This window comes from Rhizobium sp. BK196 (assembly GCF_014193255.1).
GTDB lineage: Bacteria > Pseudomonadota > Alphaproteobacteria > Rhizobiales > Rhizobiaceae > Rhizobium.
This window is the reverse complement of the sequence record NZ_JACHZB010000001.1, coordinates 487719-512363: the sequence shown is the minus strand read 5'-3', so window position 1 is coordinate 512363 and position 24645 is coordinate 487719. Positions and strand designations below refer to the sequence as shown.

Annotated in this window: 29 protein-coding genes; 9 read left to right on the top strand and 20 right to left on the bottom strand. The window is 60.5% G+C overall.

The features are described from left to right. Positions 1–240: 240 nt before the first annotated feature. Positions 241–891 carry a dihydrofolate reductase family protein gene (locus FHT78_RS02810; protein WP_183740242.1) on the bottom strand — a complete coding sequence of 217 codons (651 nt, stop codon included), beginning with the start codon at positions 889–891 and terminating at the stop codon, positions 241–243. 208 nt (positions 892–1099) lie between these two features. Here FHT78_RS02810 and FHT78_RS02805 point away from each other — a divergent pair, with 208 nt between their 5' ends. Together FHT78_RS02805 and FHT78_RS02800 are read left to right on the top strand one after the other, a co-directional pair. Continuing rightward, positions 1100–1858: a prolyl oligopeptidase family serine peptidase gene (locus tag FHT78_RS02805; RefSeq protein WP_183740239.1), complete on the top strand. Its 759-nt coding sequence runs from the start codon at positions 1100–1102 to the stop codon at positions 1856–1858. A gap of 59 nt (positions 1859–1917) precedes the next feature. Continuing rightward, positions 1918–2352 (top strand): hypothetical protein, encoded by a 435-nt coding sequence (locus tag FHT78_RS02800; protein WP_246715073.1) that lies wholly within the window; start codon positions 1918–1920, stop codon positions 2350–2352. Positions 2353–2446: 94 nt separating this feature from the next. Here FHT78_RS02800 and FHT78_RS02795 read toward each other — a convergent pair whose 3' ends face one another. Next, complete coding sequence (locus FHT78_RS02795) at positions 2447–3073, bottom strand: TetR family transcriptional regulator (protein WP_183740233.1); 627 nt, start codon at positions 3071–3073, stop codon at positions 2447–2449. A 91-nt stretch (positions 3074–3164) separates the two neighbouring features. On the opposite strand from FHT78_RS02795, the gene FHT78_RS02790 reads away from it, so the two are divergent. Both FHT78_RS02790 and FHT78_RS02785 read left to right on the top strand, forming a co-directional pair. Then, the gene (locus tag FHT78_RS02790; RefSeq protein ID WP_183740231.1) at positions 3165–3821 is read left to right on the top strand and encodes a class I SAM-dependent methyltransferase; all 657 of its coding nucleotides are present in this window, start codon (positions 3165–3167) and stop codon (positions 3819–3821) included. Positions 3822–3898: 77 nt separating this feature from the next. Then, entirely contained in the window at positions 3899–4765 is an 867-nt protein-coding gene (locus FHT78_RS02785) for an SDR family oxidoreductase (RefSeq protein WP_183740228.1), read from the top strand. Positions 4766–4775: 10 nt separating this feature from the next. On the opposite strand, the gene FHT78_RS02780 is transcribed toward FHT78_RS02785, so the two are convergent. The 4 genes from FHT78_RS02780 to FHT78_RS02765 form a co-directional block, all read right to left on the bottom strand. After that, a complete protein-coding gene (locus FHT78_RS02780) occupies positions 4776–6260 on the bottom strand; it encodes a DHA2 family efflux MFS transporter permease subunit (RefSeq protein WP_183740225.1) in 1485 nt (494 codons plus the stop codon). 237 nt (positions 6261–6497) lie between these two features. Beyond that, the gene (locus FHT78_RS02775) at positions 6498–7634 is read right to left on the bottom strand and encodes a hypothetical protein (protein ID WP_183740222.1); all 1137 of its coding nucleotides are present in this window, start codon (positions 7632–7634) and stop codon (positions 6498–6500) included. A gap of 99 nt (positions 7635–7733) precedes the next feature. Continuing rightward, on the bottom strand, positions 7734–7997 hold the full coding sequence (locus FHT78_RS02770) for a DUF982 domain-containing protein (protein WP_183740220.1): 264 nt from the start codon (positions 7995–7997) through the stop codon (positions 7734–7736). Between the two features lie 640 nt (positions 7998–8637). Continuing rightward, complete coding sequence (locus FHT78_RS02765) at positions 8638–8838, bottom strand: hypothetical protein (protein WP_183740218.1); 201 nt, start codon at positions 8836–8838, stop codon at positions 8638–8640. A gap of 191 nt (positions 8839–9029) precedes the next feature. On the opposite strand from FHT78_RS02765, the gene FHT78_RS02760 reads away from it, so the two are divergent. After that, positions 9030–9245, top strand: a complete 216-nt coding sequence (locus FHT78_RS02760; RefSeq protein ID WP_183740215.1) for a hypothetical protein — start codon at positions 9030–9032, stop codon at positions 9243–9245. Between the two features lie 133 nt (positions 9246–9378). Beyond that, complete coding sequence (locus FHT78_RS02755) at positions 9379–9609, top strand: hypothetical protein (protein WP_183740212.1); 231 nt, start codon at positions 9379–9381, stop codon at positions 9607–9609. A 187-nt stretch (positions 9610–9796) separates the two neighbouring features. On the opposite strand, the gene FHT78_RS02750 is transcribed toward FHT78_RS02755, so the two are convergent. From FHT78_RS02750 to FHT78_RS29225, 9 genes are all read right to left on the bottom strand, one after another. After that, on the bottom strand, positions 9797–10432 hold the full coding sequence (locus tag FHT78_RS02750; RefSeq protein WP_183740209.1) for a DUF1109 domain-containing protein: 636 nt from the start codon (positions 10430–10432) through the stop codon (positions 9797–9799). Beyond that, positions 10419–10985 (bottom strand): sigma-70 family RNA polymerase sigma factor, encoded by a 567-nt coding sequence (locus FHT78_RS02745; protein ID WP_183740206.1) that lies wholly within the window; start codon positions 10983–10985, stop codon positions 10419–10421. Before FHT78_RS02745 ends, FHT78_RS02750 begins: the two co-directional genes overlap by 14 nt. Positions 10986–11196: 211 nt before the next feature. Continuing rightward, positions 11197–11736, bottom strand: a complete 540-nt coding sequence (locus tag FHT78_RS02740) for a DoxX family protein (RefSeq protein ID WP_183740203.1) — start codon at positions 11734–11736, stop codon at positions 11197–11199. Further along, positions 11729–12532, bottom strand: coding sequence for a DNA-binding domain-containing protein (locus tag FHT78_RS02735; RefSeq protein ID WP_183740201.1), 804 nt, complete (start codon positions 12530–12532; stop codon positions 11729–11731). Before FHT78_RS02735 ends, FHT78_RS02740 begins: the two co-directional genes overlap by 8 nt. After that, positions 12519–13427, bottom strand: coding sequence for a DUF692 domain-containing protein (locus FHT78_RS02730; protein ID WP_183741818.1), 909 nt, complete (start codon positions 13425–13427; stop codon positions 12519–12521). Before FHT78_RS02730 ends, FHT78_RS02735 begins: the two co-directional genes overlap by 14 nt. 51 nt (positions 13428–13478) lie before the next feature. After that, positions 13479–13793, bottom strand: a complete 315-nt coding sequence (locus FHT78_RS02725; RefSeq protein WP_183740198.1) for a DUF2282 domain-containing protein — start codon at positions 13791–13793, stop codon at positions 13479–13481. Between the two features lie 117 nt (positions 13794–13910). After that, complete coding sequence (locus FHT78_RS02720; RefSeq protein ID WP_183740195.1) at positions 13911–14360, bottom strand: type II toxin-antitoxin system VapC family toxin; 450 nt, start codon at positions 14358–14360, stop codon at positions 13911–13913. Beyond that, complete coding sequence (locus FHT78_RS02715; protein WP_183740192.1) at positions 14357–14608, bottom strand: type II toxin-antitoxin system Phd/YefM family antitoxin; 252 nt, start codon at positions 14606–14608, stop codon at positions 14357–14359. The genes FHT78_RS02720 and FHT78_RS02715 overlap by 4 nt, the downstream gene beginning before the upstream one ends. A 12-nt stretch (positions 14609–14620) precedes the next feature. Continuing rightward, positions 14621–14857, bottom strand: coding sequence for a hypothetical protein (locus tag FHT78_RS29225; protein WP_246715071.1), 237 nt, complete (start codon positions 14855–14857; stop codon positions 14621–14623). A gap of 269 nt (positions 14858–15126) precedes the next feature. Here FHT78_RS29225 and FHT78_RS02705 point away from each other — a divergent pair, with 269 nt between their 5' ends. Beyond that, positions 15127–15894 carry a hypothetical protein gene (locus FHT78_RS02705; RefSeq protein ID WP_183740189.1) on the top strand — a complete coding sequence of 256 codons (768 nt, stop codon included), beginning with the start codon at positions 15127–15129 and terminating at the stop codon, positions 15892–15894. A 273-nt stretch (positions 15895–16167) separates the two neighbouring features. On the opposite strand, the gene FHT78_RS02700 is transcribed toward FHT78_RS02705, so the two are convergent. The 4 genes from FHT78_RS02700 to FHT78_RS02685 form a co-directional block, all read right to left on the bottom strand. After that, complete coding sequence (locus tag FHT78_RS02700; protein WP_183740186.1) at positions 16168–16941, bottom strand: hypothetical protein; 774 nt, start codon at positions 16939–16941, stop codon at positions 16168–16170. A 177-nt stretch (positions 16942–17118) separates the two neighbouring features. Further along, positions 17119–17871, bottom strand: coding sequence for an ABC transporter ATP-binding protein (locus FHT78_RS02695; protein WP_183740183.1), 753 nt, complete (start codon positions 17869–17871; stop codon positions 17119–17121). Beyond that, entirely contained in the window at positions 17865–18935 is a 1071-nt protein-coding gene (locus FHT78_RS02690; RefSeq protein WP_183740181.1) for an iron ABC transporter permease, read from the bottom strand. Before FHT78_RS02690 ends, FHT78_RS02695 begins: the two co-directional genes overlap by 7 nt. Before the next feature lie 5 nt (positions 18936–18940). Then, positions 18941–20077, bottom strand: coding sequence for an ABC transporter substrate-binding protein (locus tag FHT78_RS02685; RefSeq protein ID WP_183740178.1), 1137 nt, complete (start codon positions 20075–20077; stop codon positions 18941–18943). A gap of 114 nt (positions 20078–20191) precedes the next feature. On the opposite strand from FHT78_RS02685, the gene FHT78_RS02680 reads away from it, so the two are divergent. Further along, positions 20192–20980: a class I SAM-dependent methyltransferase gene (locus FHT78_RS02680; RefSeq protein WP_183740174.1), complete on the top strand. Its 789-nt coding sequence runs from the start codon at positions 20192–20194 to the stop codon at positions 20978–20980. Between the two features lie 37 nt (positions 20981–21017). On the opposite strand, the gene FHT78_RS02675 is transcribed toward FHT78_RS02680, so the two are convergent. Then, positions 21018–21398, bottom strand: coding sequence for a response regulator (locus FHT78_RS02675; RefSeq protein WP_183740171.1), 381 nt, complete (start codon positions 21396–21398; stop codon positions 21018–21020). Positions 21399–21540: 142 nt separating this feature from the next. On the opposite strand from FHT78_RS02675, the gene FHT78_RS02670 reads away from it, so the two are divergent. Then, complete coding sequence (locus FHT78_RS02670; RefSeq protein ID WP_183740168.1) at positions 21541–24636, top strand: CheR family methyltransferase; 3096 nt, start codon at positions 21541–21543, stop codon at positions 24634–24636. Positions 24637–24645 lie beyond the last annotated feature (9 nt).

Here is a 24645-nt window from a genome sequence, read left to right as displayed (position 1 = left end):
CTCGAAACCTGGCAAAATATGCTGTCGCGGCACGCCGCAATAGTCCGTATGGGTGAAGTCCGAGTAGAACCCCAACATTCGGGCAGAAGATGGGCATCGCGTATTCTGGCTAGCCCATAGAGGACAGAAGCCGTTGGAAGGAAATCACTTTTCCGACAGCATCCATATTTGCAGCACATCATTGTGACGACGGCGGGATCGGAGCAGATCCGATCCCGCCGCAGCGACCGTGAGAGACCGCTACTTCCAGTTCCGGCGGCGTTCGAGTTCTGCTTCGGAAGGTTGATCGGACGCGAACGAGCCCGTCCGGACTGCGCCGTTGCGCTCATAGGTCGCGATGATGATGCCGGTGCTCGATACCACCGATCTCGTGAGCGTGAGGGCGCAAGGTGTCGCGCCCCCCTCGAACAGCCGTTTGCCCTTGCCGAGGATCAGCGGGAAAGTCAGCACGGTCATTTCATCGATCAGGTCGTTGGCAAGCAGGGTCTGGATGAGATTGCCCGATCCCTGGATGAGCAGGTCAGGCCCGTTCTCCTGTTTGATCTTGCGGAGTGACGCGACGATGTCGGATCCCAGCGATTGTGAATTCTGCCAGGCAAGGCTTTCAGGGCGGTGCGTCGCGACATATTTCGTGGCGGGATTGAAGGCCCTGGCGATATCATCGTCCTGATAGGGCCAATGGGCGGCGAAGATGTCGTAGGTCTTGCGCCCGAGCAGCAGCGCAAACGGCTTTGCGAAGAGCTCGCCGATCACTGATCCCATCGTCTCGTCCGCATAGGGGGAGACCCAGCCACCGAATTTGAAACCGTTGACGGGGTCTTCGTCAGGGCCGCCGGGTGCCTGCATAACGCCGTCGAGGCTGACGAATGTGGAGGCGATGATCTTTCTCATGGGTGTCTCTCCTTTTGGTGATCCGCGCCATCAGGGCCGGATCTCGGCCTGAGGACGAACCATGCGCCGGCATGCCGACAAATCCCGCAGAAATTTATGGGAGACTTGCCGGCCTGCACGTGCGAATTTCGCCAAGCTGAGGAGCAGGGGGCCGCGGCTTCGATGGTGAGGCCTGCCTCTCATGCAGGATGCGAAGGTGAGGGTGAACATGCCTGATGTGACACGACATCTCATCGACAGGGGTGGCGGGGCAAGTGTGGAGCTTTTTCAGGTTCAGCCCGAGAGCGAAACGCCTGCGGGCGCAATTCTGTTCGTCCACGGCAATCAGGGCGGCCGCCTCATCGGCGCGAAAGAGGCCGTCGATACGGGTACGCTGCTTCGGTTCTGTTCCCGTTTGAATATAACCGCGGCGGCGGTCTCGCAGCCGGGCTTCGGTGCTTCCGATGGACCGGCGGATTTCTGTGGTCAGAATACCCAGCGGGCGATCATGGCCGCACTCTCCTTCCTGCTGGAGCAGCCTTGCGTCGATCCTGATCGCGTTGTTCTCTACGGCAACAGCCGGGGAGCGATTGCTTCGGCTATGGTCGCAGCCCAGGTTCCCGATCTCAGGGCTGTCATTCTGCGCAGCGGGGTTTACGATCTCAAGGCTGCCTATGAGGCGAGTTCGAAAGGCTTGCGGTGGACGATCGAGCAGGAAGCCGGCCTGTCGAGCGAAGCCTTCCTGGCTCGCTCTGCCCTGCATCACGCGCGGAAAATCCGGGCGGAGACCCTGTTGCTCCACGGGAGGCTCGATGAGCGTGCTCCCGTTGCCCAGGCCGAACGGTTCTCGGATGTGTTGTCCGAAACCGGCGTGCCGGTGACGCTCCACGTGTTCGAATGCGGGCATGACATTCCACGGGAATATGCGCAGACGGCGCAGCGCTCCTTTCTGCAGAGGGTATTCAATCCGGTTGTGACATATCATTAGGCCGGCGTGGTTGCCGGTCGGCTGGGCTCGCAACGGTTCGAGCAATGAAAGGAAGCGGTTTGTTTCGTTATTTCTGTATAGCGATATTGGTGTCGCTGCCGATCGTATCCGCGCGTGCTCAATCGCCCAACTATTGCAGAACTAGCTTCAAGCCCAATGAACCGATTGAGTCGCGTTTCATGGGACTTCAGTATGCGCTGATGATGCATGCTCTGGCAGAGAAGTATTGTGGGGCAAAGCCGATGCCGATGGGGCCGCGGTTCCTTGGATCTGTCGAGAAGCAAGGCTGTGGTCCGGGAACCGAGATCTACATCGAGATACAGAAGGGCATCGGTTACATAGAAAGCGCTAGCCTGAAGCTTCTCGCGCAGGATGGAAATTCGAAGTTGAAGCTGTCCGATAAACAGGTGCGGGAATGGGCATCGACAGCCGCTAAAGAACTCGGCGGATGCGACGCGCTCAAGAAGGCGCACGATGCTGAGCTTGAGCCGTGAGCCATAGCGCGAAAACGCCGCTGGACGTCGGATCAGATGCGAAGGGTTCCCAAGGCGCTGAAGATAGCCGCCGCTCGTGATATCACCTAATTGCCTACTTCAGGCTGCGGAGATAAGCGCAGAACATGTCCGCCATCGCGTCCGCGAAGGCTGAGATCTCGTTCTCGTCGTGCGCTGCCTCGGAAAACTCCTTTCCGGCCGTGCTCATCGTCGTCATGATCAGGTCTGCGGCCATGGTCCGGATTGCGTCCGAGGCATCGGGCAGCGCTTCCCGCATGAACTGGTCGATAATGGCATCGGCGGCGCCCCGAGCCTCCTGCGCTTCGGGGGCGTCGCGATAGAGGGGGGCGGCATCGTTCAGCGCGACGCGGACGGCGGCTTCCTCGCATTCGGAGCGGATGAAGGCGTGGACCAGGGAGCGCAGCCGGTCGAGCGGCGGGCGGGTCTCGTCGCCCAGAACTTCGCCCAGCAAATTCGAAGTTTGCCGCCATTCGTCGCTCTGCAGCCGGAACAGGATGGCCGCCTTGTTGGGGAAATATTGGTAGAGCGAGCCAACGCTGACGCCGGCTCTTTCGGCTACGCGAGCGGTCGTAAAACGCTGCGCGCCTTCCTGCGCCAAAACCTGAACAGCGGCCTGCAGAATGGCGTTTACGAGCTCGTTCGAGCGCGCCTGTCTCGGCAATTTTCTTGAGGAAATTCCATGGTTTGGACGATGGGCCATATTGGCGTTCCGCAAATGCGATTAGCGAATGCGACGGATTATTCGTATTTTCATTTCGAAGGCAAGCCATCTGAAATGAAGGATCTCTCCGATGAACACCCTCACAAGCGCACCGCTCGCGCCGCTTCTCGATCAGCTCTTTGCCGAGGCAGACAGAGCCACCAGCCCGGTCATGGCCGCACTCTCTCGCGACGAGCGGGAACGGCTTCTGTACAGCAAGACCGAATATCTCGATTTCTACGGACGCCTGAAGGATCTGTGGCTGCCCGTTTCGCGCCAGACAGGGGAATTGCTCTACATGCTAGCGCGCAGCACCAATGCCAGGACTATCATCGAGTTCGGCACATCCTTCGGCATTTCGACGCTCTATCTTGCCGCGGCCCTTCGCAACAATGGCGGCGGGCGGCTGATCAGCAGCGAGTTCGAGGTTTCGAAGGTTGCGCGGGCTCGCCAGAACCTCGTCGATGCCGGCCTTGCCGATCTCGTCGAGATCCGAGAAGGCGATGCGCTCCAGACATTGAGTAGCGATCTTCCTGACAGTATCGACCTGCTTCTGCTTGACGGGGCGAAGTCGCTCTATCCAGAGGTGCTGGCATTGGTCGAAAGCCGGCTGCGGCCCGGTGCGCTCGTCATTGCCGACGATGCCGATGACTCCCCCCAATATCTCGACCATGTCCGTTCGCCCACGAGCGGATACATGTCCACGCCCTTCGCCGATGACATCGAGCTGTCGATGCGCGTGGCCTGACTTCGACTAGTTCCCGCACAACGCAATAACCTCAACACCAGCTGCCTGACGGCAGCCCGGCGATGGAGATCGCAGCAATGCACATATTCGTAACGGGTGCGACCGGCTGGGTCGGCACCGCTATCGTCGAGGAACTGATCCGCGCGGGTCACAAGGTCAGCGGGCTTGTCCGCTCGATTGAAAAAGCAAAGGCCATCGCGATCATCGGCGCAAAGGTCGTTCCGGGATCGCTCAACGATCTCGACCTTCTCGCCGAGGCCGCGTCCAAGGCTGATGCGGTGATCCATACTGCCTTCAACCACGACTTCTCGAAATTTCTCGACAATGCGGCGCAGGACGAGCGCGCGATCCATGCGCTCGGGAATGCGCTGGCCGGGTCGGATTGCCCGCTCATCGTCACATCGGGCCTGCTGGGCTTTCCGCGGGGTTCCACGGAAGCGGACCTGCCGAACCCGGCGTCGCCACGCAAGTCGGAAGCCGCTGCCCGTGCGCTTGCCGGGCAGGGGATCCGTGCGGCGACGATGCGGCTTGCTCCGAGCGTGCACGGCATCGGCGATTACGGCTTCATCCCGATCCTCGTGCGCATTGCCCGGGAAACCGGCGTATCCGCCTATCCTGACGATGGAAGGAATTGCTGGTCGGGCGTGCACCGGCTGGATGCGGCCCGCCTCTATCGCCTGGCGCTCGAAAGCGGCGTGACCGAAGCCGCCTATCATGCTGTCGCCGACGAGGCGGTGCCGTTCCGGGAGATCGCCGAAGTGATCGGGCGCCAGCTCGGCCTGCCGGTGGAGTCTCGCCCCCGCGAACATTTCGGCTGGTTTGCCACCATGGCGGCAACGAACATGGCGGCGTCCAGCGCCCATACGCGCTGGCTGCTCGGCTGGCAGCCGACCTGCCGGGGCCTGCTCGACGATCTCGACCAGCCTGGCTATTACGCGCAATAGCTCCTTGCGTTCAATGCCCGCCCATCGGCTGCCCCTCGGGCTGGCCGGGCGGGCGGCGGACATAGAAGGATGCCAGCACGGCCGCCAGCGAAATCATCGCGCCGACGAGGAAAGCCGACTGCATGCCGCCGACGGTTGCCGTAGCGGCGTCTGCTTCCCCTTGAGTCAGGATGCCGGCGCGCCAGGTCATGATGGCGACATAGAGCGTGGTGCCGGCGGCACCGGCGACCTGCTGGGTGGTGCCGATGATGGCGCTGCCGTGGGAATAGAGGTTCGGCGGCAGGGAGCCGAGGCTGACGGTAAAGAGCGGCGTGAACATCAGGGCAAGGCCGATGCTCATCACGATGTGCAAGCCGAGCACGACCCAGATCGGAGTCATGACGGTGAGGAAGGTCAGACCCCACATGACGGAGCTGAACAGGAGCGCGCCGGGAATGACCAGCCGGGCAGGGCCGTAGCGGTCAAACAGCCTGCCGACGAAGGGAGCGCAGAGGCCCATGATTAGGCCGCCAGGCAGAAGCAGCAGGCCGGCCGTCAGGGTCGTTTGGCCAAGCACGGACAGAAGGTAGATCGGTATGAGGATGAAGACGCCGAACATCGACATCATCAGGATCGCCATCATGCCGGCGGCGATCGTGAAGGTCTTCGTCTGCAGAGTGCGCAGGTCGAGCAGCGCCCTCTCGTGCTTCTGAAGATGGATCTGCCGCCAGACGAAGATGGCGATGACGGCGGCGCCGGCGACGAGCATGACGCGGGGATCGAGCGGCGTCGCGCCTGTCTCGGGCGCACCGAGCTCGCTGATGCCGAAGACGAAACTGCCGAAGCCGATGGCCGAGAGTATGACCGAGACAACATCGAGCGGCGCCTTCGACGGCACGGTGACGTTCTCGATTTTCGCAGCACCCAGCGCGAGAGCCGCAAGCGCGATGGGCAGCACCAGCAGGAAGAGCCAGCGCCAGTCGAGCGAGGAGAGGATGAGGCCCGAAATCGTCGGGCCGATCGCCGGCGCGACCGAGATGACGATCGAGATATTGCCCATCGTCTTGCCGCGCGAATGCGGCGGCACGAGGTTCATGATCGTGGTCATCAGGAGCGGCATCATGATGGCCGTGCCTGAGGCCTGGACGATGCGGCCGACGACCAGCATGGGGAAGCCGGGGGCAAGCGCGGAGACCAGCGTGCCGGCGGAAAAGAGCGACATGGCGAGGATGAAGACCGGACGCGTGTTCAGCCGCTGCAGGAGAAAGCCTGTCACGGGGATGACGGTGGCCATGGTCAGCATGAAAGCCGAGGTCAGCCATTGGGCGGAACTCGCGGGGATCTTGAGATCGGCCATCAGGTGCGGGATCGCCACACCCATGATGGTTTCGTTGAGGATCACCACGAAGGCGGAGACGAGCAGCAGGCCTATCACCAGCCTGTTGCGGGCGCTATGGTCTTCGACCGGCAGTTCGGCCTGTTCTTCGATCTCTGAAAGCAAGGGTTCACTGGTCATGGTGTTCCTGTATCCATATCTGTAAGACGTGGTTCTGCTTTAAGACGAAAGTGCTCTGGCGATTGCGACAAGGGGTATGCCTATTTCCTATGTTTTCATGCCGTCTGCCGGATGCAAGGTGATTTTAGCGGGCGTGCATGAAAGACTTTGGTCTGGAAAAGTGTGGGGTTGCGCCCCGCATCCGGTCCTGTCTTGCCGCGTCTGGGAAGTAGGGAAGCCACGCTCCCGCTGACGCCGTCACTGTAGCGCCGGAAGCCCCCATTCAGCTGGCGGGAAGAGCGCCGAGGGCAGGCGCATTTCCGAGAAGTCGACCGGGCGGCGGCGAAACGATGTTGCCGTATAAGAGGTGGTCGAAACCTTTATCCTGACCTCTTCTTTCAATGGTATCCCATCCTGTGTGAGGCACGCCTGGTTTTCGCCGTGCGTCTCGTGCGGGACCAGATCAAACCATTCGCATGTTTCGCCGAGGATCGTGTCCGTTTTCCCGAGAGAAACCTTTCCGGTTGTCTGGCCGGCTTGCACGGACGGAGACTCACGTTCCGACGAGCGCCAGGCGGTGATGCGCCGATCTCCGCTGCTTTGCCGATACCAGATGCCTTGATCGTCGAGCTCGTTCTGGATGATCGTGTGGATCGTGCCGTTTCTGCCGCGGCTTTCCTCATAGCGCCAGGGAAAATGCCGCAGCAAACGGACGTTAATTCCAGCCGGGCTCTCGAGCGTCATCTCGAAATCGGGCCGGGAAGGGTCGGGCTCATGGCTGCGGATCGGTCGCAGCCAGAAGTCCGGGCTCAAAATCTCCTGTGGCGGGCGTAGCTCCGACGATGTCACGGCGCGGCGTTCGAGACTGGCGAGGCGAGTATGGTAGATCGGGACACTCTCACCGGCCAAAAGCTTCGTTTCGATGACAATGCCATCATCGGTGACGCAGTTCAGTTCGCCCGGCTCGATCGAGCCCAACGGCGGCGCCTTTTCCACAGTCTCGCGCCATAGGCAATCCTGCCCGGCAACGGTTGACCGTTCCGCGAGTGGTCGGGAGACGTCTGCGACAGTCGCGTCCAGCTTCTGACCTGAACCGATGAGTTCCATCTGCGTGATCTCGCCATCCGTCTGCCGGCTCCAGCGCAGCACCGGATCTTTTCTGTCCGGTCCGTAGCCGAAGCTTGTCAGTCCATCCCACCGGGTTTCGCTGCGAAACATGCCGTCGTGATGGATAACGGTGGTTGTGGGATCGATCGGCACGCCATTCTTGTCGAGGGATTGCATGGTAGCGACATAGTCCGGCAGCGGCGGAGAGGTGTCGGAGGCTGACTGCGCGAGGGAAGCCCCGCTGAAGACCATTCCGGCGATGACGCCTGTTATTACTGCTGCCTTCATTGCCTCAGATGTCTTTCTGCGCGTGTCATACCGCGAGCAGAAGACGGTTTTGACGAGAAAATCAATGCGGTCTGCGCCATTTGCCCCAACGGACGCCCATCAATGAACGATGGTCAGCGCGGCGATACCCGCCTCGTCGGCGGCGCGTAAAAACGCCTCCCGGAATTGCTCCGGAGCAACTTCTCCACAGATGGCATCGATGCAGGCTTTGACGGCGATCATGTACTCCTCGCCGTCGTCGAAAGGCCAGTCCCGGATCAGCAGGTATGCGGCATCGCCAAGCGTGCGCACGACCGTGTGCGTCTCCCGACCGCGCAAGACCAGCCCGACCGGTGCGAATACCGATGACGTGTTCCAGTTCATTGTCCTCGACCCCTCAAGGCACGGAGATTGGAGACCTTGAACACACTATACGCGCGAATTATGAAATTCGGAATTGCGCTTTGCCTGAATCTTGAGCGCGTGACATGTCTGCCACGCTAGAAAGAAAGGGCGCTCCACGACCTCAAGTCGGAGCGCCCTATGGCTGCGTCGGCGTCAGTTGCGGCGGAGGCCGACGCAGGCAGTGTTAGAACACCGCATTTGGAACGAAATGGCAACGTCCGACGCGGTCCTGCGCCTGCATCCGGCCTGTAATCCACAATGTTTCCACAGCTTATCCACAGGGGGGGACCGATCTCCTCCAAGACTTTCAACGACATATGCCCAAAGCCATCGGGCTGCCCCAGATGGGTGATGTGGCGGCCCGATGACACCGGCAATATCTTCCTGACAAACTGTCCTAAAGGCCACAATGCGGAGCTATTGTGGCCCTCCCTCCTTGAGCGCTGGGCGGCGGACGCTCGGAGGTGGGAGGCGGCAGGCATGCATGAGGGCCTGCCGCCTTCATTATCAGGTATTCGGTCATCGAAGGCCTGCGCCTCCGCAAACAAAAAGGACCCGCTCACTTGGGAGCGGGCCTCAGGGGTGCCCGGAGTCGGACGGGCATCGGGAAAACGGTTGATCAGATATAGGCCGCCGCATCGACGTTCCAGCTGTCCGACCTCTTCGACATCGCAAAGGCTTTGTCGCTTTCGGGGCGGGCGTGCTGACGGGCGGCGGCGTCGAGCAGGGCCGCAAAGGATGCCAGGGTGATCCTGTCGGCGCGTAGCATCTGGCGGATCATCGGGTCTTTCAGCATTTCCGATGGTGTCATCTCGCGCATGGTATCCTCCCGTGGCTGCTTCCGGCGCTTGCGGCATCATAAATCCGTATTGCTATCAATGCATGTCGCGGCGATGGCGAAAAGACGGCAAATGAGGTTCATTCGGGCTAGCTCCAATGTGGCATTGGTCTCAGATTTCATCGAATGCTACCGTAGTGACCGAGAGGGAACCGCAGTGGAGGAGGGGCCACATGGAAGCCAGGCAAGAGGAAGCCAGGCAGGGGGAAGCAAGGATGTTCGACGAGATCGTGATGGGTCTTGCCGCGCTTGGGGCCAAGATCAGCGAGATCAACGCCCGGCCCCTGCCTCTCCTGGATTTGGAATATGCCAAGGCCGAACTGAAGGCCAGGCCGGCAAAGGTTCGCAAGCGCTTCGACAGATTCAGAGCAAGGAAACTTAGCGCGTGACACCGGGTCGGCAACGCAATTTTGACCATGAACGTATTTTCTGACGTTTGCTCACATTTTGGCGATTGCAAGTGCATCAGAAAGCCGCTTTTCTTGTCGTCCGCATCCTCTAATGTAGAGATATCCTACCATCATGAATCGCTACGACATCGAGCGCCGGAACGACGACGACTGGACCGTTATCGACCGGCTGACGGGCGCGCCCGTGCCGCATCTGCCGGAAAAATTGGGAAGCAGGCTCGAAGCCCAGGCGCTTGCCGATTTTCGCAACCGGCTAGCCATCCCGCAACAGGAGCGCATTCGCTCCCGTCTCGATACGCTGCGGCTCGCCTGGCAGGTGTTGACAGGCAAGCGGACACGTTAAAGCGTCGCCGTTGAGGGCTGGAAAGAGGCCCGCCGAAGCGGGCCAAATTGGGAAATGGCAGCTGGATCGCACGACGCATCGTGTGGTGCATGGTTCTATCAAAGGAAAGTGCGCCGTGCGGTCCGCGTACCGGACTGAGATCGAGGCCGAAAGTTCCCGGCGCCGGATGATTTTTCTGCCGCCGCTGCTACCAGCGGAGAATTTTTCGGCCCAGCAGGAAGCCGGCTCCCGTCGCGGCGAGAATGCCGATCGAATACCATGTCGCCAGAAACAGCGGGCTATCGTCAGGGCAGTGCCAGGCATAGATGGCGGCCGCGATGCCGCCGGCGGCAAGGCCCGCAACCGCGCCCGCCGTGCCCGGATTTTCCGGGGCGCCCTCGCGGATCGAATAGAGGATGGCGGCGAGCGGGGCAATGGAGAGCGTCGGCACGAAGAACAGGCAGAAGGCGGAGAACTGTCCCTCCATGCGGCTTGCCCAGTCTGCCTGCGGCACGACGAGAAGTTCGGTCACGATGCCTGCAATCAGAACCGCCAGCGGCAAGATGAGCGTCAAGGCCGCAGAGCGCAGCGAGACGCCGGGCTTGCCGATGCGGAAGGCTAGGCGGGTGGCGGTAAGGGCGAGCAGCAGGGTGATGCCGAGCTTGAAGAGGACGCGCGGCGTCTCGATCATCTCAGCCATGTTTTTGCGGATGCCGATAGTCGAGAGCAGCAGCGCAGCTGATATCACCACACCGATGACCAGCGCGATCAGGAAGACGCGGCCGAAGCGGAGGCGGACGCGCGCATCTTTTGCCAGCATGTTGATCAGGTCATCCGTTTTCACGCGTGTTGCTCCGATAGAGGGCGGCCAATCCTTTGAGCGCCCTGTGCAGCGCCACTCGCACGGCGCCTTCCGTCATCTGTAGCCGCTCCGCCGTTTCGCGGATACCGGCGCCACCGAGCGAGATCGAGCGGACGATTTCGCGCTGCGGATCGCGCAGACCGTCCAGCATGCGTTCGACGTCGATGCGGTCAGCGCCGTCTTCCTGGTGGTCGGCCTCCAGTGTCTCCATCACATCCTCGATCGGCACGCTGACATGGCGGCCACGGCGGCGCAGGCTGTCGATCAGCTTGTTGCGCACGATGGTGGACAGCCACGGGCCGATTGGCCGCGAGATATCCCAGGTCCCACGCTTCAGATGCACTGCCAGCAACACTTCCTGCACCACGTCCTCCACCTCGCTCGGCGGGGCACCGAACTGGTCGCAGCGCCTGCGCGCGATCGAACGCAGATAGGGTGTCACGGCCTTCAGGAAACGGTCATAGCACAGCGCGTCGCCGGCGATTGCCGCGCGCATCCATGCCGCCCATTCCTCTTCACGGGCCGAATATTTCATCCGCTACTCATCTCTACGCACGGGGCCACGTGTTTGTTACCGTCATCCTGAAAATTTTGATGACGCGGTACGTGAGGCAAAGCCGGCGTCGGCGCCTATTGAACGCATCGGCAGGCAGACGGCAAGAGGAGTACGGCAACAAAGCGCAAAAGCCGCCCGGCTCAATGCGGAGCCGGACGGGTATTTGTGTCGGTGCAGGCTGCGGTGAATTCTAGCTGTTGGCAGCGCCTGACATCCGCGCAATCAGATGGTCGAGCGACAGGCGGCCCGGGCCGTAGCGCATGATGGCAAGTGCCATCGCCGCCCAGGTGATGTGGATCGGCCAGCCATCGGGAACAGTCAGTTCGACGATGAGAGTCATGAAGAGCAGGCCGAGGCCGGCAAAGCGGGTGGCCAGACCGAAGACGAGGAGCGTCGGGAAGATGATCTCGCCACAGCCGGAGAGGAAGGCCATGACTGATGGCGCGGGGAAGGGATAGGGGCCGCCGGGCAGATGCAGCATGAATTCCTGGGTGAAGAGATCGATCGCCGTATCGTTCAATTGCAGGAAGCCATCCCATTTCAGGATGCCGGAGCGCCAGAAGGGCACGGCGAGCGCCACACGCAGAACAGCCTGAACGAGATCGGGCTGGGCGACGGCGCGGACAAGTCTGTCAGCCGTCGCCGCCAGCCTCGCCAGCGGGGAGAGAGCGCCGTTGCGGGGCTCGTTGTGAGGCCCATCGTGAGGCATGGAGTGAAGCGTATCAGACATTGGAAATCTCCAGTTCGATAGCGGAAAAGGCGCCTGATGCGATCATCTCGCCGATGGCAGCAGAGAGATCGAAAGCGGCACAGGCGTCGAGGCCGGCTGCGACAGCGGCGGCAAGGCATTCGCCTGATAGAAGGGCGTTGAAGAAAGCCGCACCGCCTGGCGGCAGGAGGCGCACGGTGACCTCGTCGTCGAGACGGGTGATCAGCCCGTCTTCGGGGTGATCGTCGACGCGGCTGACCGGTCCCGTGCCGCGGTTCATGGCGAAAATGGTGACGGCGGGATGGTCAGATGAAACCACTCGCGTTGCCGGATGCGGCCGGAATGTCGCCGCGCCCAGATTCTCCTGGGGTATGGCGGCAAGGGTTTCGGCGCGCAAGGCGGGCGCGTCGGCGGCGTGATAGGCGTCCAGCCAGGCCCGCTCGATGCGGGCCACATCCGAAAGCCAGGGCATGTCGACGGCATATTCGTAGCGGTCGATGAAATCGGGGAAATCCTGGCCGTATTCGAAGAGCAGCGGCGAGGCGGGCGGTGTTTCGCGCACATGAAAGCGGGCCATGGCGCGGAAGAAATCCGCCCCGGTGATGCGCTCTACCGCCGGGAAGATCGACGACAGCGCCGCAATCAGGCTGACGGTGACATTGTTGCGGTAGACATTGTAGCGTTTCTCGGCCCGCTTGCCTCGCGGACCGGTGACCAGGTCAGGGGCCGGGGCATCGGGGGAAAGCAGTGCTGCCGAGAACCGGCCAGCAAAATCGGGCGCGGGTTGCCGGATCGGCAGGATGTCAGCCGAGCGCATGGGAGGTCTCCCTCTCAGTGCTATGCCGGTCGAGAATTGCCTGCGCGGCCAGCGCCTCGGCGCGCAGCACCGGCCAGTCGGGGATCTTGCTGTCCCATTCGATTAGCGTCGGAATCGGTCCGCACCTGGCAATGACGATTTCATAGAGCTGCCAGACGGCATCGGCGACCGGTCCGTCATGACTGTCGATCAGCAGCAGTTCGCCCTCGTCATCCTCCTGTTCGGCATGGCCGGCAAGGTGGATCTCGCCGACTTTGGCGAGCGGGAAATCGCGCAGGTATTCCAGCGCCGAAAAGCCGTGATTGGTGGCGGAGACGAAGACGTTGTTGATGTCCAGCAGCAGCCCGCAGCCGGTTCGCCATGAAATCTCGCGGATGAAATCCGTCTCGCTCATGGAGGATTCCGAAAAGAGGATGTAGGTGGACGGGTTTTCGAGCAGGATCGGCCGGCCGATCGCGTTCTGCATCTCATCGACGTGATCGCAGACATGGGCAAGCGTCTGAGCCGTATAGGGCAGCGGCAGCAGGTCGTTCAGATAGGTGTCGACATGCGTCGACCAGGCGAGATGCTCGGAGACCAGCGCCGGCTCGTAACGGTCGACGAGGGTCTTGAAACGCTTGAGATGATCCTTGTCGAGCGGCTGCGGGCCGCCGAGAGACATGCAGACGCCATGCAATGAAATCGGGTGGTCGCGGCGTACGCTTTCGAGCGCGCGATGCGGCGGGCCGCCGGCGCCCATATAATTTTCGGCATGGACTTCGAAGAAGCCCTCCCGGCCCGATACGGCTGAGATTGCCGCAAGATGCTCCGGCTTGAAGCTGGTACCGGCCAGGCCGGCAACCGAAAGTGTCGGAAAGCGGAGGGTGCTTTCCGTCTCCATGGGAAGGTTCGCCATCATGCTGACGTTTGCCAAGTTCGCCTCCGCTTTCCTGATTTTTGTGCCGGCTTAGATGTCGCGTTCCAGCGGCTTCAGCGAGCCATGACGGCCGCCGGGCAGATCAAGTTTGGCGCAGGTGCCGCCCTGGACGAATTTCCACGAATTGCCCTGGAAGTCCTTGACCGAGGTACCCTGGCAGGTCGTGCCCGGGCCGGCAGCGCAATCGTTCTGGCCCTTCAGCGCAACGCCGTAGCACTTCTCCTTGTGGGCAGCGGTTGCAGCAGCGGCCTCGGCCTTGGTCAGCGGGGCGGCGCCTGCCATGCTGGCAAGGGCGGAGGTGATTGCGCCGGCAAGAAGGGCAGTGCTGATGGAAGTCTTCAACATGGATAGTCTCCGTTGCTCGTAACGCCCCTGTTTTCGGCGGGGCACGTCAGGGTATTCGCAAGCGGAGGACGAGTTGTTACAGGCGGGGCGGTAACGAACGCGTGATGGGGGTGATGATCATTCCGGCCGGAACGCCGCCGGAAGATCGACGGCAACGTTGAGCGGCCGGAAATGCCTGGAGTTTTCGGTGATTACGGTGAGGTCATAGGCACGTGCGGTGGCTGCGATAATGATATCGCCAAGGCCGGGATTGTGCCCTTGGCTCGCGGCCTCATCTTCCAGTGCCCCGGCGATCCGCGCGACTACGGTATCCATTGGCAGAAGACGATCGCCGAAACTCTCAGTGATAAAGTCCAGCCATGAGGCGAGGCGTTTTGCGCGCTCGATCCCGCCGCGACGGTGCAGGTTTCGCATTCCCTTTTCGATCTCCGCGACCGACATGGCGGATAGAAAGAGCGCGTCGGCCTCGCCTTGCTCGTGGAACCATGCCCGCACAGGAACGGAAGGCGGGGTCTTGTCCGGCGCGAACTTGCTGATGATATTCGTATCGAGAAGATACGCGGTCACAGATCAGCATCTCGCATTTTCGAGGGATTCCGTTCCAGCTCAACGCCACCGGGAAAGGTGAGCAGGAAATCTCCGAAATTTGGCCGAGGTTTATTCAGAGCTTTCTTTGCGGCTTCGGCGGCTTCGACCGAAACGAGCACCGCAGCGGGTTTGCCGTGGCGCGTGATCGTCACGAATTCTCCGTTTGCTGCTGCTTCCACCAGACCGGCAAAACCGGCCTTGGCATCAGCCACACTTATTGTCGACATCGCGGCCTCCGGTTAATATGACCATATGTGGTCAAAATAGAAGTTGCCGCGAAAGAGGTCAAGAGATCCAACCGATCCGGTTAGAGATCCAGCAGTGCGACCACGCCCTAGCGATCGGCGGCGAAAGCAAAGGAGCCGCACACCCTCCGCTTCGGCCTGACGGATCATGTCGAGCGCGCATGTCAGGGCCGCCTCGACATTTTCCCGGTATTCAATGGTCTGGGCGGCGGCGATGCGGACGGTCTTCATTCGGTGTTCCGGTTATTCTGGGCGTGGAGACTTATACCCGCCATACGAGCCGGATCACCACCCGGCATGCGGAGGGGAGGAGATCGTCAAGCCACTGATATCATCAGGCGCGGTGCTCTTGGGGCCGAGGGCATCGATATCGATGGAGGTCCGGTTTCTCCTGGATCGAATTGCTTGCCTAAGTAGCATTTTGACGGCTTCAGGTATCATCTGGAACCTCAAGCTTCTTCGCCCGTTTGCGGAGAGGAAAGACCTGGAGGAGGAACCCCATGAGCAATCTTCGTAATGACAGCGCCCCCGAATTTTCAGGCGGTGAGGGCCGCAGCACGCTGACCGCTTTCTTCGACAGCCGTGACGACGCCGATCGCGCAATCGACCGGCTGAAGAACCTGGGTATCACCAGTGTCAGAATGATGCCGGGATATGAAGCCGATGGCGACAAGGCCGGCGTTGCCGGCGACGACCGCGGTGGTTTCTGGTCGAAGCTGGAGGACTGGCTGTTTCCGGATGAAGACCGATCGGTTTATGCCGAAGGCCTGCGGCGTGGCGGCTTTCTGATCTCCGTCGAGGTTGACGATGCGACCTACGGTATCGCTCATGACATTCTCGACGACGAAGGCTGCATCGACATGGATGAGCGTGCGGACCTCTGGCGCGCAGAAGGCTGGAATATCAACAAGTCGAACGAAACCCTCGCGGCATCGCGATATGATGCGAGCCGGGCTCGTGAGGCTGACGACGCCGAGCGTGCCCGGCAGGCAAGCGCTGTGCAGGACGACGTCTTTGCAGCCGGAGCGGCCGGTCCGGCCGCGCCGACCGGAGGTGTTACCAGCCGGCTCGATCCGGACGCGCCCGGCGTTCGCGCCTACGATCTCGATGACGAAGCGCCGCTCGATCAGGAACTGCGTGACGATATCATGCAGACCGGACATCACCGCACAGTGGAGGAATCCGAGGAGCGTGCGGAACGCGAGCTTCGCCAGGCGCAGGACGTGGATGGGATGCGGCAGGAGCAGACCCTGCCGCGCGGTCGATAATGGTCTGAAGTTGGGCGCGCGCCCTTATTGCGGCGGAAGGGAAAACAGAATCATCTCCGCTGCTTTAGGTTTTTTGTTCAAGCATCGCATTATCCGAAAACCACTTTATACCTTTCGGCCCGATGCTCTAACCTAACGCAGCGATTAGGCTCGCGCTGGATTGCCTAGCCTTACATAGGTGAGCCCGGTATTCCCCCTGAACTCGCCGGTGACCGAACTGGATCCAATTGGCAACTGGGACGCCAACTTTGATTGTCGGGTCTAAGGTAACGGTCACAACTTCCCATTGCCAAAAACTCCCCTCACGCATTTTTCGAACTGATTTTTTTCGTCTATGAGAGATCGACACTCATGAATGGCATATGCTGCCGCCATTTCGGCATTGCGTCTGAAGCCGGGAAGGTCCCCGGCGCGATATGTTGCTGCAACCCCGCCGAAAGGTAGCTCAATTCCGATCGACTGCAACAGGACTGTGTAAAGGCAGCCTACCGGATTAGTATCGCGGTCGACCACTACGCTGATAGTCGGGTATCCTTTTCGGCGCTCGTGGTAGCATTCCAACGTGTCCGGTTTGCTTCGAAGCGTGTCGATATCGTGCACTGTTATCTGCCCTAATTTTGCCAGCTTGAGCGCATCACGATCAACGAACACTTCGAAGGTCTGGGTGTTTAAAGGCCGGTTCTGATCACCGAAAGGCGCATATGGTGTTCCAGCTGAATAATTTATCGATTGGCTGGCATCAAAATTGAGACGCACGTCTGCGTACGCCATTAGCCCAAAAAACACGCGCAAAAACTCGAGCTGCAAAGCTTGAACATCGCCCCTCTCCATACCCTTCGCATTGATGACGATGTTGATCTCGATTGTTTTGTCGATGTCGAGAATTGGCGCTGTCGATTTCGACATGGCAAATGCGACGATTTCCTCCAGAGACAGCGATGAGCGAATTGACTGTAGCTTTACAGAGTCGATCGCCAGCGTTGGTGTCGCAATCAGCGCTGCGACTAGTCCGGCAACCATACTCCATCGCGCTCTATTAGATGCCATATGTGCCTCCAACCAATACTGTTCCGTCTCTCTTCATCAGCCGATCAGTCGCTTGTATGCCCGAGCCTGTTGCGACTTGAATGAAGGAGTGGCTGCCAGTTTTAGTTGAGGGCGTCAATCACAATTAAATCCGATAAGACGATATTTTGTGCTCACTTCAAGGGTGTTGGGAACACCCTAATGCGCCGTACCGTCGACGATGACGTGGTCGTGGTCCATAGAGCATTTCTCGATGCGGGCGTGGATTTTGTAGACCTCGCGCAGCATGTCGACGGTGACGACCTCGCGCGGCTTGCCGCAGGCCAGCATGCGGCCGTTCTGGATCACCAGCACCTTGTCGGCGAAGCGCAGCGCCTGGTTCAGGTCGTGGATGGCGATCAGCACGATCATGCCGCGCTTGCGGGCCTGGCGCTGCATGAAATCGAGCACTTCCACCTGGCGGTGAAGATCGAGCGCGCTGGTCGGCTCGTCCATCAGCATGATCTCGGGCTCGCGCACCAGCGCCTGGGCGATGGAGACGAGCTGGCGCTGGCCGCCGGAGAGAGCGCCAAGGTCGCGGAAGGCGATGGCCTCGATATTCAGCGCCTTCATGATGTCGTCGATGAGCCTCAGATCCTGATCGCCAACGCCCCAGGACTGGCCCTGCTTGCGGGCAAGCAGGATCGATTCATAGACCGTCAGCACCGCATTGGCCGAAGTGTCCTGCGGCATGTAGCTGATCGCGTTTCTGGTCTTTGCACCCTCGACCAGCACGTTTCCGGGCCCTTTCAGGAGGCCGGTGATGCGCTTGAAGAGGGTGGACTTGCCGGCGGCATTCGGGCCGATCACGGCGACGAGCTCGCCGGCAGTCAGCTTCGGCGTCGTGACGTTTTCGACGAAGAGCTTGCGACCGTGATAGGCGCCGACCGACTGCAGTTGAAGCGCTACCATGAGCGGCTCCTGTTCGAGAGGATGAGCGAGAAGAAGAAGGGCACGCCGACGAGTGCGGTGATGATACCGATCGGAAAGACGACGCCCGGAATGATCGACTTCGAGACGACTGACGTCAGCGAGAGCAGCAGCGCGCCCGAGAGGATCGAGCCCGGCAGGAAGAAGCGCTGATCTTCGCCGAGGATCATGCGGGCGATATGCGGGCCGACGAGGCCGACGAAACCGATCGTGCCGACGAAACTGACGGGCACGGCAGCCAGCAGCGAGATGATCAGCATCGTCTCCAGCCGGATGCGGCGCACATTGACGCCGAAGCTTGCCGCCTTGTCCTCGCCGAGGCGGATCGCGGTCAGCGCCCAGGCGTGTCGGGCAAAGAGCGGCAGCGAAATCAGCAATACGACGAGCGTGATCCAGATCTTCGGCCAGGTGGCCTTGGTGAGGCTGCCCATGGTCCAGAAGACGACGGCCGACAGCGCCTGTTCAGAGGCGAGATATTGCAGGAAGGCGAGCGCCGCGTTGAAGGTGAAGACCAGCGCGATGCCGAGCAACACGACGGTTTGCACCGACACGCCGCGTGCCTGCGAGATGAAATGGATGAAGAGGGTGGCGATGAGCGCCATGACGAAGGCATTGACCGGTACCAAGAGGCCTGCCGCAACCGGCAGGATCGGTACGCTCGTGACGATGGCGAGTGCCGCGCCGAAGCTTGCGGCGGCGGAAATGCCGAGCGTGAAGGGACTTGCCAGCGGATTGGCAAGGATCGTCTGCATCTGGGCACCGGCAACCGAGAGCGAGGCGCCGACGACGATCGCCATGATGGCGACCGGCATGCGGATATCCCAGACGACGGTACGGATCTGCGCGGAGACGGCGTCTGGATCGAAGAGCGCGGTCACGACTTCGCCGAGGCCGTAGCGGGCAGGACCCCAGGCGAGATCGATGGCGAAGGACAGGCAGAGCGCTGCCGTCATGGCAACGAGGATCAAAAGCTTGCGGCGGGCGAGGGCGCGGTAACGCGCCCTGCCTTCCTCGGCTTCGATCGGCATGGCGACGATCTCTGCCATTGGCCTTACTTTCCGGCCTTGGCGTCGACCCAGTAACCCGGCTGATAAGGAACCGGCAGGAACTTCTCGTGGAATTCCTTGAAGGTCGCATCCGGGTCGAGATCGGCAAAGAGATCCGGGTGGAACCACTTGGCCATCTGCTGCACGGCGACGAACTGGTACGGGCTCGTGTAGAACTGATGCCAGATCGCATGCACATTGCCATCGGCAACGGCCTTGGAGCCGGTGAAGGCCGGGTTCTGCACCAGCGCGTCGAGCGCCTTGCGGCTGTCGTCGATCGTACCGGCAGCGGCCGGGCCCACATTGACGAAATCCTTGGCGTCCTTGGTCTGGCTCCAATTCGAGCCGGTGACGACGACGACGTCAGGGTTGGAGGCGACGACCTGTTCGGCATTGATCGAGCCGGTATAGCCGGGCAGGAAATCGGAGCCGAGATTGTGGCCACCGGCCCAATCCACCATCAGGCCGAAATTGTCAGGACCGAAGGTGCCGCAGCATTCGACGAGGCCGGCGGCGCGATACATGAAGACGTTGGGCTTCTTCGGATTGGCTTCCTTCAGCTTGTCGGTGACGCGCGCCATCTGCTCTTTCCAATAGGTGGCGACGGCCTCGGCGCGGTCTTCATGGCCGAAGAGCTTGCCGAGGATTTTCAGGCTCGGCTCGGTATTGGCGAGGATGTGTTCGCGGAAATCGATATAGACGATCTTAACGCCGATCTTGCTGAGCATCTCCTCGAGCTTCACCTCGTCGGCCGCTTTCTTGTTGCCGATTGGCAGCAGCATCAGGTCTGGGTGGAGAGCGACGACGGTCTCCGTCTGCAGCGTGCCGTCCGTCAGGTTGCCGAGAAAGGGCAGGTCCTTACCCTTAGGAAACTTCTCGACGTAGGCGTTGAAGCCATCCTTGTCGGTGGTCCAGAGATCGTTGCGCCAGCCGACGATCTTGGCAAAGGGATCGTCCTTCTCGATCGGAGCAATGGCATAGAGCATGCGGCCTTCGCCGAGAATCACGCGTTCGACCGGCTTGTCGAAAGTGACCTCGCGGCCGGCGACATCCTTGATGGTGAAAGGATCGGCAAAGACCGAGAACGGCAGCAGTACCGCAACCGCGGCCGCGACCAGTGCAAGCAATTTCATAAAATTCATCTGGAAAGTCTCTCCGTCCTCGGTTATTTCCCGAGGCATAGAAAAACTGAGTTTTGGAATCAAGTTTTATGTTTTAGAGCTTTTCCAAAGTAAGTCCGGCGTTGGGTGCAGACGATGAATATGATGAACACGAACTACTCCATTCGCGATGAAATCCGGGATTTCTGGTCGGAAAGGGCAGCGACCTTCGACGAGAGCGTCGGCCACGAAATCTTTTCCGAAGCCGAGCGAAAAGGCTGGCAGCGGCTGATCCGCAAGCATCTCGGCGAGGGGCAGGGACGTGCGGCGCTCGACCTTGCCTGCGGCACGGCGGTTATCTCTCATCTCATGCACGGGGCGGGCTTCAAGGTGACCGGGCTCGACTGGTCGGATGCGATGCTGGCGCAGGCGCGCGCCAAGGCGAAAAAGCGCGGCACCGATATCCGTTTCGTCTCGGGCGACGCGGAAAATACCATGGAACCCAAGGATAGCTACGACGTGATCACCAACCGTCATCTCGTCTGGACGCTGGTCGATCCGCCCTCGGCCTTCCGCGAATGGTTCTCCGTGCTGAAGCCGGGCGGCAAGGTGCTGATCGTCGACGGCAATATGGGCAAGGAAACCTGGGTGAAGGGGCTGCAGAAAGTCTGGACGAGGCTGACAGGCAGGGCGCCTGCCAGCCACATGAAGCCGGAGATGATGGCCCGCCATCAGGCGATCCGCTCGCACGTCTACTTCTCGGACCAGATGCCGGCGGAAGCGATCGTCGAACTGCTGCGGCAGGCGGGCTTCGACAATATCGTCGTCGATCGCAAGCTCTCCGACATTCACTGGGCGCAGGCGCGCAAGATGCCCTTCCTGCGCGGGCTGGAGCGCATGGTGCAGGACCGCTTCGCGATCTGTGCGACGAAGCCTCTGGCTTAAGGTTCTCTGGGGTTCTCGCTGGGCCGGCGGTCCGTGGTCATTGAAGCGTCTGATGTCCCTTGCTGATGAGGCTTGCAAGCAATCCCGCTATTTCGCCGGGTTCGGCGGGCTTCGACACCAGTGGCACCTCGGAGAGAGACGAGGGGATGACGAGATGGTCGTAGCCGCTCGTAAATATGAAGGGAATGTGCCTTTGCCGCAGCATCTCGGCGATAGGAAAGCTCAATTCTCCCCTGAGATTGATATCGATCACCGCGCCATCGAGTTCGGAAGCGCTTTCGATTGCTGCCTTGGCATGTGCGATGCTTGAAAACGGGCCGACGATGGTTGCCCCGTGCTGTTCGAGAGCCTCCACGAGATCGGCCGCTATCAGGTATTCGTCTTCGACAACCAGCACATGGCCCAGTTTTTCTTCCACCTGAGCGCTCCATCTCATCATGGCTCCAGACAGAGAAAATAAGGCAGAAGTTCCGCGAGTAAATGGAGATTGCCAAAGACAGGCCTGCACCCTAATTCTACGAAGGGAAGGGCCGCGATCTCCGGTCTTGAGGAGCGGCGACATGGCACAGGCAAATCCGAAATTTCCGATCGTCGGCATCGGCGCGTCGGCGGGCGGTATCCCTGCCATGGAAGGCTTCTTCCAGGGCTTGCCGGAACGTTGCGGCATGGCGTTCGTCATCGTGACTCATTTGAATCCGGGGCGCGAAAGCCGCCTGCACGAAGTCATTGCCCGCTATACCGACATGGAGGTGGTGCTTGCCGCCGATGGGGTAATGGTGGTTCCCGAAACAGTCTACGTCATGCCGGAAAATGTAGTGCTGAGCCTTCGTAACGGCGTGCTTTCCGTCAAGCCGCTCGACATCAATTCCAGGGAACGTAAGCCCATCGATGTCTTCTTCGGCGAGCTTGCGAAAGACCAGGGCGAATTTGCCGTCGGTGTCATTCTGTCCGGCGGCGATGGCGACGGGACGCTCGGCGTCAAGGCCATCAAGGAGCGCGGCGGCCTGACGATCGCTCAGATTGCCGATGGCTCGGGTCCCCGCAATCCGGATATGCCGCAAAGCGCCATTGCGAGCGGCCTCATCGATCTCGCCCTGCCGGCCGAGCAAATGGGTGAAAAGCTGGTAGCCTTCGCACGCAGCTTCGATCTTCTTTCCGATGTCGGAGAGGCCGATGGAGAGAACAAGGCTGGAGATCTCGAACAGGCCCGCGAGCGCATTTACTCGATCCTTCGCAATCAGACCGGCCATGATTTTTCCGGGTACAAGACCAAGACATTCCTGCGGCGGGTGCGCCGGCGCATGCAGGTCAGGCAATTGAAGACCATCGAGGCTTATGTTGACTCGCTGGAGCAGGATCCCGATGAGGTTTCGAAGCTTTTCGGCGACTTGTTGATCAACGTCACCAATTTCTTCCGTGACGCTGACGCATTCTCTCTGCTCGATACAAAGGTGATTCCGGAATTGTTTGCCGGCAAAACAGCGACCGATACGGTGCGCGTCTGGGTGCCGGGCTGCGCAACGGGCGAGGAAGTCTATTCGATTGCAATTCTCATGCGCGAGCATATGGAGAAACTGTCGCAGGTGCCGAGGGTGCAGATATTTGCGACTGATATCGATGAACCTGCGCTGCAGATCGCCAGGACCGCCCGCTATCCGGAAGTGCTGCTGGAAGGCGTTTCAAGCGCGCGCAAGAAAAAGTATTTCGGTAGCGATGGCGCCAGTTTCGTCGTCAGCGGCAGCATCCGCGAGTTGTGCATCTTCTCGCCGCACAGCGTCATCCGCGATCCGCCTTTTTCCCGCATGGACCTCGTGTCCTGCCGCAACCTGCTGATCTATCTCGGCCCTGACATACAGAACCGGGTGATCCCGACATTCCACTATGCGCTGAAACCCGGCGGCTATCTCTTTCTCGGCACTTCGGAGGGGATCGGTCAGCACGGCGATCTCTTTACCACCGTCGACAAGAAGAACCGCATCTTTCAGGCGCGGGAACATGCCAATGCGTACCGTGTTCCGATCCTAACCGGGGACGAGCGGTATACGCCTTTCCCCACGTCCGCCAGAATCGAGTCGCGCGGATTTGGTGGCGCGCAATTGCGCCAGGCGGTTGAAGCGCAAGTGCTCGAATCGTTTGCGCCCGCTCACGTCGTGGTGAATGCTGACGGTGATGTCGTTTATACGTCCGGGCGCACGGGCAAGTTTCTGGAAGTGCCGCAGGGAGCGCCGAGCCGCCAGCTGATCAACATGGCACGGCGCGACATGCGGCTCGATCTCAGGGCCGCCTTGCGCGAATGCGCGTCGTCAAGGCAGCGTGTCACGAAGGAAAATATCGTCGTGGATGACGATGACGGCCGCGTCCAGCTTGTGTCGCTGGCGGTTGAGCCGCTCGGTAATCGCGGGTCAGGCGAAGCACTTTATGTCGTTCTGTTTCAAACGCTTGGACCGTCGCAGGCGCGCTCGGAAGCCGAACGCGCGCAGCGAAACCTGGAAGGCACGGCAGACCTCGAGCGGGAACTGCGCGACACACGCGAGCGCCTTCAGTCGACGATCGAGGAATATGAGACTGCGCTCGAAGAGCTGAAGTCCTCCAACGAGGAGCTGGTATCGGTCAACGAAGAGGCGCAATCCTCCAACGAGGAGCTCGAGGCTTCCAAGGAGGAGATGCAGTCCCTCAACGAAGAGCTCAACACGATCAATGCCGAACTCAACAGCAAGATCGAGGAACTTGACCGCGCGAATAACGATCTGAAAAACCTCTTCGACGCCACGCAGATCGCAACGATCTTCCTCGACCGCAATCTGGTCATCCGCAATTTCACGCCGACGGCGTCGAATTTTTTCAAACTGCGTGCATCCGATGTCGGCCGGCCGCTGACCGAACTTTCCAGCGATATCGACTATCCGGAACTGAAGGACCATATCGCCGAGGTTTTCGCTTTGGGGGAAAAGCGCGATCATCATCTTCAGCGCGACGATCAGGGGCGTCATTTCCTGGCGCGCCTCATTCCTTATCGCGGCGACAACAACAAGATCGATGGCGTGATCGTGACATTGATCGACGTCACGACGCTGGCCGAAGCCGAAGAGCACCAGAAGGTGCTGATCTCGGAGCTCAATCATCGCGTCAAGAACATGCTCGCGGTGACTATCAGCATCGCAACCCAGACGCTGGAATCTTCTGCTTCGCCGGAGGCGTTTCACGCAGCCTTCGTCGGCCGCTTGAAAGCCATGTCGCGGACTTATGGCCTGCTTTCACGCGAACACTGGAAAGAAGCTTCCGTGCAGGAGCTGATAAGCCAGGAATTGACGCCATTCGGCGCGGAACGGATCACGCTCGACGGACCGGAATATAAGCTCAATCCCCAGCGCGGGCTTGCGCTCGGGATGGTCGTCCACGAGCTTGCGACCAATGCCGCCAAATACGGAGCCTTGAGCAATGGCGAGGGCCGTATCGATGTCCGGTGGCAGCTCGAAAACCATTCTTTCATCCTCGACTGGAGCGAACGCGGCGGCCCGGCCGTCAAGAAACCGCAGGCGGATGGATTTGGAATGTCGCTGATGCAGGGGGAAATCGGTTACCGGCTCGGAGGGCAGGTTGAAACTAATTTCGATCCCGATGGTTTGACCGTTAATCTCTCTTTCCCGCTCAATTAGCAACAGGTG